At 64.3% G+C, this 5,702-nt stretch carries 5 protein-coding genes and 1 pseudogene; 5 read left to right on the top strand and 1 reads right to left on the bottom strand.

The window, feature by feature from the left end; all coding sequences use genetic code 11:
* The 3 genes from WCB02_RS36010 to WCB02_RS36020 all read left to right on the top strand — a co-directional run.
* Positions 1–312: isochorismatase family protein (locus WCB02_RS36010; protein ID WP_423966318.1), on the top strand; the 312-nt coding region annotated here is incomplete at its 5' end.
* Positions 305–523: a hypothetical protein gene (locus tag WCB02_RS36015; RefSeq protein ID WP_423966320.1), complete on the top strand. Its 219-nt coding sequence runs from the start codon at positions 305–307 to the stop codon at positions 521–523. The genes WCB02_RS36010 and WCB02_RS36015, both read left to right, overlap by 8 nt.
* Before the next feature lie 172 nt (positions 524–695).
* On the top strand, positions 696–1,886 hold the full coding sequence (locus tag WCB02_RS36020) for an MFS transporter (protein ID WP_423966322.1): 1,191 nt from the start codon (positions 696–698) through the stop codon (positions 1,884–1,886).
* Between the two features lie 14 nt (positions 1,887–1,900).
* Here WCB02_RS36020 and WCB02_RS36025 read toward each other — a convergent pair whose 3' ends face one another.
* On the bottom strand, positions 1,901–3,421 hold the full coding sequence (locus WCB02_RS36025; RefSeq protein WP_423966324.1) for a DASS family sodium-coupled anion symporter: 1,521 nt from the start codon (positions 3,419–3,421) through the stop codon (positions 1,901–1,903).
* Positions 3,422–4,029: 608 nt separating this feature from the next.
* On the opposite strand from WCB02_RS36025, the gene WCB02_RS36030 reads away from it, so the two are divergent.
* The gene (locus tag WCB02_RS36030; RefSeq protein WP_423966326.1) at positions 4,030–5,322 is read left to right on the top strand and encodes an adenylosuccinate synthase; all 1,293 of its coding nucleotides are present in this window, start codon (positions 4,030–4,032) and stop codon (positions 5,320–5,322) included.
* A gap of 37 nt (positions 5,323–5,359) precedes the next feature.
* Positions 5,360–5,702: pseudogene (locus tag WCB02_RS36035) on the top strand (hypothetical protein); the annotation flags it as partial.

A 5,702-nucleotide genomic window follows, 5' to 3' on the forward strand; every position in this document is an offset into this window, starting at 1 on the left:
GAACGGCGGCAGCCGTCCTGCTACACCAGTCAGCTGTTCGATGATGTCGTGTCGAGGGTCGGTAGTTTCGCGATCGCGGGGCTCGTCGCCGATCAGACGTGCCTGGCGACCGCCATCGACGCCGCACATCGCGGCCACCACGTGACGTTCCTGAGCGACGCGTCGGTCAGCCGCCGCAGGCCCGATGCCGACGCGCGCTCGGTGCACCTTGTGACGGCGAAAGCCATCGAATTGTTCGCCGACGTTGCCGCCACGCGCCACTGGCTGCTCGCGACGTCGCAGCGGGCCTCCAAAGGGCATCGCTATGGATGAGTTCAGTGCCCGCAGGCTTCGCAACCTGATTCCGCAACTCGTGGAGCAGCGTCATATCGCTGTCTCAGCGGGCGCTTCGTTTGCCGGCCATCTGATCGAACTGGCGATCATGCAGATTCGCCTGACGCTTCATGATATTTCCGAAGATGAGCTTTTGGAATTTTGCAATGCGCTGACAGTAGACCCGGTTGAAGACAAGAGGGCGGACTAGAGCGCGGTGCGATCGGGTTGAACAGTTATCGCGCTCCAGGTTTCTGATTGAGCAATGATCTCCGCGGAAAACCCGTGCGGGGTTTGTCGCGAGGGAAAACCGCTGCGCACCCATCGGGTCGTAGCCCGAGGGCATGCCTTTCCGGATCATGCTCTGGCCAATGGAGGATTGCGTGCGCCGCAGGTGGTTGATTCTCGCAGTGTTGTTCGCGGCGCGCGCGGCGACGGGATTCCAGTTCCAGGCGGTCGGATCGGCGGCCAAGCTGCTGATGCGGGATCTGGGCCTGGATTATTCCCAGCTCGGCATGCTGATCGGCGCGTATCTGCTGCCCGGCATTGTCGTTGCGTTCCCGGCGGGGCTGTTGGGCGAGCGTTTTCGCGAGAAGACGCTCGGCGTCGTCGGCCTCGCGCTGATGCTGGTGTCGGGGCTCGTATTGGCTCACGCGGGCGGCTTCACAACCGCGCTGGTCGCGCGCACGCTCGGAGGTGTGGGGGCGACCATCGTCGTGCTGGTTGCAACCAAAATGACGACGGACTGGTTCGATGGCCGCGAGATCGTTGTCGCCATGTCGCTGCTGCAGCTGAGCTGGCCGTTTGGAGCGATGCTGGCCTTGCCGAGCCAGGCCTTCATTGCACAAGTCTGGGGCTGGCCCGCGGTGATGCTGTCTGGAGGGTTCTGCGCCGGTGCGGCGCTGTGCGCATTCGCCGTCGTCGCGGAGCCCGCGGCATCGGAAAAGCCGGCCGCGGTGCCGCGCGAAAAACTTCCCGCGGCCATCCTGCTTCCGATCACGGTCGCGGGCATCGCCTGGGGCGCGATGAATCTCGCCTGCATCCTGTTCTTCAGCTATGCGCCGTTGCTGATGACAGCGCGCGGCATCGCGCCGACCGCGGCTGCGTCGCTGACCAGCTTGGCCGTCTGGCTCACGATCGTGGCGATACCGTCGGGCGGATATCTCGTGCATCGGCTCGGGAGGCCGGTGGCCGCGATCGTCGTCTGCGCGCTGATCGGAGCTTTTGCGCTGATGCAATTCGTTGTGGGCATCGGCCCGACGACGTCCTGTCTGCTGTTCGGCGTCGCCGTCGGTCCGTTGTCCGGGGCCATGCTGTCGCTTCCGGCCGGTATACTCAATCCGCGCCATCGCTCGTTCGGCTTCGGCGTGTTCTATACCTGCTTCTACGTTCTCATGGCCGTCGGGCCGCTGGTCGCGGGCCGGCTGCAGGACGCCTGGGCATCGCCCGTAGCAGCCTTGATCGCGGGCGCGGCGCTGCTTGCCGCGGTCGCACCGCTCTGCCTCGCCTTTGCAATTTTGACACGCCCGGCGGGTTTCGTCGAGCGCCACGGCATCGGCGAATTGCGGGCCTGAGGAGCTTGGTCCGCTCAGACGTAGCCGAGCCAGTGCCAATAGGTCGAGCCGAGCAGCATCACCAATGCAACCGCGACGATGCTGAGCACCAGGCCGGTGCGCACGAAATCGCGCGCTTCGAAGGTGTCGGTGCCGTAGGCCAGCATGCTCTGCGGCGCGTTCACCACCAGGATGAAGCCGAACGACACAACGAACTGCAACAACATGGTCATTCCGACGATATTGATGCCTGGCGTAGCGACATTCTGCAGCACCGCGATGACGATCGGGATCATCGCTGAGGCGAGTGCGGTGGCGCTGGCGAAGCCGAGATGGATCAGGGTCAGGAACAGCGTCATCGCAGCGAGAATGAAGAACGCGGTAGCGTATTTCAGGCCGAACTCGGTCACCGCGAGATTGGCGAGCCAAGCGGCACCCTTGGTCTGCAACAGCGCGGTGCCGACGCTGATGCCGATGCCAAACAGCACCACCGTGCCCCAGGGAATCCGGGGCTGCGCGTCCTTCCAGCTCATGATGCCGATGCCGGGCAGGAACATCAGCGCGACCGCGGCGATGGTGGTCGTCGAGGTGTCAAAATGATGCAACACGCCTTCGGTGGACCAGAATGCCAGCAGCGTCAGCGAGATCGCCAGCAGCTTCTTCTCCGAGGTCTTCATTGGACCAAGTGCTGCCAGCGACGTCCTGATCGCTGCGCGGCCGCCGGGAATATCGGCGACTTCCGACGGCATCATGCGCGTCATCACGAAGTAGAGCGCGATCGACATCAGGATGCCGAACGGCGCGGCGGCGATGAACCAGTCCAGCCAGGTGATGGATTGGTGCAGGGTTTTCTCGATAAAGCCGGCCGCGACCATGTTCTGGGCCGATGCCGTCTTGATGCCGACGTTCCAGATGCTGGCGGTCTGCACCGTCGTGATCATCAGCATGCCGGCGAAGGCGCCGCGCTTGTTGACGCCGAAGGCCGCGATGATGCCGAGCGTGATCGGCACCAGGCAGGCGACGCGTGCGGTGGTGGAAGGCACCAGGAACGCCATCACGAAGCCGACCAGGATGGCGCCGATCACGACGTGGTGAACCTCGCTCCCGACGCGGGACAGGATCGCAAGCGCGATGCGCTTGTCGAGGCCGGTTGCGGTCATCGCGGCGGCCAGAAACAGCGCGGAGGCGACCAGCGCCAGCGCGGTATTGGCAAAGCCGGAGAATGCGAGGCCGAGGCCCGCGCTGGTGCCGAACAGCACGCTGGGGTTGTTCGGATCTGGCGACAGGCCGAGCAGAAAGGCCATCAAGGCGGCGATGACGATCGCGGAAACGGCATAGTCCAACGCCTCCGTCATCCAGACGATGACCGCAAAGGCCAGCACCGCCAGCATGCGCTGGCCGGCGATCGCAAGTCCTTCCGGCGTCGGCAGCCATATCACCGCGACGAGGGCCGCGAGCGCGATCAGCAGGCCCCAGTTCGTGCGCAACCAGGTCTTCGGCGCCGACAGTGGTGGTTTGGCGCCCGCAGGTTTTGCCGACGCGTCGATCGCGGTCATGACAATTCTCCTTGAACTGCGCGTTCAGCCACAATCTTCCGGCCGTTGGCGGCAGGCGTTGAGCAGGATCAAGGGCCTGTTGGGCATCGTAGAGAATTTGCCATGGTCGGCGCGCGCATCACGAACGGGATGTCCCGATCGAGTCGCAGGGCGCGGGATCGGTTCCTTTCGGGTCGGAGCATCGAGCCCGTCGATCTCGTGCAGCGACGCTTCGATGGCTAGCCCTGGCTAACCCGCCGCGGCGAACGCCCTCGGGGGATTGAAGCGCGAAATACCATCAATGGTGGGGAGGACGCTTGTCGCAAGCCAACCGTCCGCTATTCCAGCCCAAAGGCCCCGCGATCGGATCTGTCCAGACATAAATCTCACGGGGATATCAAGGGGTTGATGTCACCTCGGGCAGGTCACGGAGTACCCTTCTAGCTTGCCTAGTTCGGCCGCTTCCTTTATCCGGTTGGATGCCTCGCATGCGAGCGGCCCGGCCGTGCCTCAAGCCGGGCGCATGATTTTGGGAAAAGCGCGCCCGCGGAGCAGATCCAAGGGGGCGAGCCGGTTTTGCGTAACGATCATGCTCGTGTGATGGAAGGCTGCAGAGGGAAAACCCGCGAATGGCCAATGTCGTCGTCGTCGGCGCCCAGTGGGGCGACGAAGGAAAGGGCAAGATCGTCGATTGGTTGTCGGAACAGGCCGACATCGTCGTGCGTTTTCAGGGCGGCCACAATGCCGGCCACACCCTCGTCATCAACGGCGAAACCTACAAGCTCGCGCTATTGCCGTCCGGCGTGCTGCGGCCTTCCAAATTGGCGGTCATCGGCAACGGCGTGGTGTTCGATTGCCAGGCTTTCCTCGACGAGGTGGAAAAGCTCAAGGCCCAGGGCGTTGCTGTCAGCCCGCAAAACCTGCGGGTCGCCGAGAATGTCACGCTGATCCTGCCGCTGCATCGCGAGCTCGATGCGCTGCGGGAATCGTCCAACGCGGGAACCGCGATCGGCACGACACGGCGCGGTATCGGACCGGCCTACGAGGACAAGGTCGGTCGCCGTGCGATCCGGCTGATGGATCTGGCCGATCTCGACACGCTGCCGCACAAGATCGATCGCCTGCTGACGCATCACAATGCGCTGCGGCGCGGCTTGCGGCTCACCGAAATCGATGCGGCAGCAATTCTGCGCGAGCTGAAGGCATTGGCCCCGAAGGTGCTGCCTTACGCGGAAACGGTCTGGCGGCTGCTGGATGCGAAGCGCCGCGAGGGCAAGCGCATTTTGTTCGAAGGCGCGCAGGGTGCGCTGCTTGACGTTGACCACGGCACCTATCCTTACGTCACCTCGTCCAACACCGTCGCGGCGCAGGCGGCGACCGGCACCGGCATGGGCCCGGGCGGCGTCGGATATGTGCTGGGAATTTGCAAGGCCTATACCACGCGGGTCGGCCAGGGACCGTTTCCGACCGAATTGCATGACGAAATCGGCGAGGAGATCGGCCGCCGAGGCCGGGAGTTCGGGGTCAATACCGGGCGCAAGCGGCGCGTCGGCTGGTTCGACGCCGCGCTGGTGCGCCAGACCGTGCGGACCTGCGGCATCAACGGGCTGGCGCTGACCAAACTTGATATTCTCGACGGTTTCGATTCAATCGAGGTCTGCACCGGCTATCGGCTGGACGGACAGGAAATCGACCATCTACCGGCCGGCGAGGGAGCGCAGGCGCGCGTGGTGCCGATTTATGAGACCATCGAGGGGTGGAAGCAGCCGACCGCTCATGCCCGTTCCTGGGCGGATTTGCCCGCCCAGGCCATCAAATATGTCCGTCGTGTGGAAGAATTGGTGGGTTGCCCAATCGCCTTGCTTTCCACCAGCCCGGAACGCGAGGATACTATCCTGGTTCAGAACCCGTTCGAGGCTTAACGAAATTCTACAGCGAAGCGCGCACAGTTGAGTTCAAATGGCTGATTACTATCCGTTGATCGCCCGCGCCATATCCGGACTGGACCCCAGTGCTCCCGGCGAGAGCAGGCGTGCGCTGTACGAGCGGGCACGCGCCGCGCTGATCGCGCAATTGCGCAGCGTGCAACCGCCCCTGAGCGAATCAGAGATCACCCGCGAGCGGCTGGCGCTCGAGGAGGCCGTGCGCAAGGTCGAATCGGAGGCCGCCCAGCGCGCCCGCGAAGCTTCACGGGCCAATAGCGGAGGCGCGCCGCGTGCCAGCGATGCCTTCCGCCGTGCCAATTCCCGCGCCGCCGAGGCTGCGGCGGTGCAATCGGCGCCAAGCGCCGTTCCTGCCGCTG

The organism is Bradyrhizobium sp., from assembly GCF_049581145.1.
GTDB lineage: Bacteria > Pseudomonadota > Alphaproteobacteria > Rhizobiales > Xanthobacteraceae > Bradyrhizobium.